The organism is Clostridiaceae bacterium (assembly GCA_012840395.1).
Classification (GTDB): Bacteria; Bacillota; Clostridia; order Acetivibrionales; family DULL01; genus DULL01.
Map to the genome: position 1 here is coordinate 1 of DULL01000012.1, position 2,001 is coordinate 2,001.

Sequence of the window (2,001 nt, forward strand, 5' to 3'; positions counted from 1 at the left end):
TGTATTCTTTTTTCCTTTGCTTTCATCATGGATATTACTGTTGAAATTGCGATATTGCTTATCGTAACTGGCATCATTCGCACCTTATCAGGTGGAGCACATTGTTCAGCATACTATAGGTGTTTAGTAACAAGTGTTTTCATATTTACAGTATTGGGATATTCCATCAAAGTAAATTACTCATTCATCCGGCAGTTACATCCTGTTATTTTACTTGGCATTCTCGTATTAACATTTGGTTTATATTGGATCTATCCTCCACAGGCTCCTTCCAATAAACCTTTTAAAGACAATAAAATAGAATTAGCCTTCCGATGGTACACATTACTAACAGTTGTGATTTTATCTATAACTGCTATTGCCTTGGGGTTTAATAGCTTGCCTGCCTGGATTATATCAATTGCACTACTTTGGCAAGCCTTTACATTAACACCTGTGGGCCATAGATTTATTGGCTTATGTGATATTCTGCTTACTTTTAAAAGAAGGGAGGCGAATTAGAATGTTAAAATTTATTAGTAAATTTCTATTTCAAGGATTGGCAGCAGTGTTCGCTGTAGTAGCCATGACGAATATTGGAACAACGAGCATGTTTCTAATGTACCAACCGGAACCACCAAAGAGCTTGAAAAAGTAGAAAAACTTTTTTGACTCAAAGGCAACCGGCTATGGTAGTAACATATGAAATATAACAGTACTAAATTGAAAAGAAATTGAAGCCTTTATGGGATAAATTAAATAATGAGCGTTAATAGCAAACTTGTCGAAAGGCAAGGACGCAAAGCCAAAGGGTCTAAGGTGATTAGTAACACTATGATAGCCTGGTTGCCGCATTTACTGTGTGTACTAAACCTGCCCACTTTTCGTCTGGCAGGTTTTTTCCTTTTATTTTATTTGATACGTATTGATTTTTTAGATTTGATATCGTGTATTTGAATGTAGATAAGTGGGGCGGTGCAAAGGATGTCGAGCTACCAATGTCTTCAAAATTGCAGTTACGGATAACAAAAAAGGGTATCAGGCATCATTTAGTTTCTAATAAAGCTTTAACTGTTGCTGACAGAACCTTGAGATCGCGCTTATCACACTGGTAAAGCAAGCGAGTAATTTGATTTATTTCATTATTGGTATGTTTACCTTCAGGATAGAAAATTGCGTCAGCTGATATGCCTAATTCGCGGATGAGACGAAAAAGAACACTATAGCTTGGCTTTTTATTCTCGTTTTCTATGGACATCAAATATCGGGGTGATATGTTTATTCTTTCTGCTAATTGTTCACGGGTAAGGTTTTTGCTTTTTCTTGCAGCTTTTAGAATTTCACCTAAACTATCTAAATTGTTGTGCATCATTGGTTCACCTCCGATAACAGTTTACAGTTCCTGTTTAGGAGGTTAAACGATACATGAGAGCTATAAAAATAAGAACTAATAGAGCGTATAATCATTAAATTCCATATTAGATATGGTTTACATTAAGTTATTAAGATAGGCGATACCCGCCAAATAAAAAAAAGCGTGAGTTTGGCGGGGTTTTCGCATGTCTAAAGAATTCCCCTTCAGGCTTACGGGTTTGGAGGGTTTTTAATGTTTATCCAGTATAATACGAGGGGTCATCATCCGCTAATAGATAGCGGTCGGGCTTGATGAAGCTGACATCATTTTTTGTCTCACAACTAATCTCCAACTGTTAAAAAAAGCTCATTTTTATCACAGGGCAAATGTGGGCATCAAGTAGAACTAACAGAGCGTAATATTAGGAAACACAATAGCGCAGTTTTAGAAAAAGCTTATTTGGATTATATCCAAGTAGGCTTTTTTTGTCGAAAAAAGGAGAATTGTATCGGGTGCCGTTCTCCTCCGCCTCTGTTTTGGTTTTTAACTCAAAAAAATCAAAACGGAGGTTCATATATGAAAAAGATCAATTTAAGGGATTTATACCCGTTTTATAAATCTGACTTTTTTATTGAAATTGCAGATGAAGTTGTAGAACTGATCAAACA

The 2,001-nt window shown here is 35.9% G+C and carries 4 protein-coding genes and 1 riboswitch; of the genes, 3 read left to right on the plus strand and 1 reads right to left on the minus strand.

What is annotated here, in order from left to right:
* Together GXX20_01535 and GXX20_01540 are read left to right on the plus strand one after the other, a co-directional pair.
* A partial coding sequence (locus tag GXX20_01535) for an accessory gene regulator B family protein (protein HHW30347.1) occupies positions 1–501 on the plus strand: 501 nt, incomplete at its 5' end.
* A gap of 1 nt (position 502) precedes the next feature.
* Positions 503–637 (plus strand): cyclic lactone autoinducer peptide, encoded by a 135-nt coding sequence (locus GXX20_01540; protein HHW30348.1) that lies wholly within the window; start codon positions 503–505, stop codon positions 635–637.
* Positions 638–743: 106 nt separating this feature from the next.
* Positions 744–833, plus strand: a riboswitch (cyclic di-GMP riboswitch).
* Positions 834–1,024: 191 nt separating this feature from the next.
* Here GXX20_01540 and GXX20_01545 read toward each other — a convergent pair.
* Positions 1,025–1,351, minus strand: coding sequence for a helix-turn-helix transcriptional regulator (locus GXX20_01545; GenBank protein ID HHW30349.1), 327 nt, complete (start codon positions 1,349–1,351; stop codon positions 1,025–1,027).
* A gap of 558 nt (positions 1,352–1,909) precedes the next feature.
* Between GXX20_01545 and GXX20_01550 the strand changes: the two genes are divergently transcribed.
* On the plus strand, positions 1,910–2,001 hold a 92-nt coding region (locus tag GXX20_01550), incomplete at its 3' end, for a sigma-70 family RNA polymerase sigma factor (protein ID HHW30350.1).

Excerpts from the sequence above, each read along its gene's own strand:
- GXX20_01545 (HHW30349.1), bottom strand. The coding sequence starts at position 1,351 with ATGATGCACAACAATTTAGATAGTTTAGGTGAAATTCTAAAAGCTGCA.
- GXX20_01540 (HHW30348.1), top strand. The coding sequence starts at position 503 with ATGTTAAAATTTATTAGTAAATTTCTATTTCAAGGATTGGCAGCAGTG.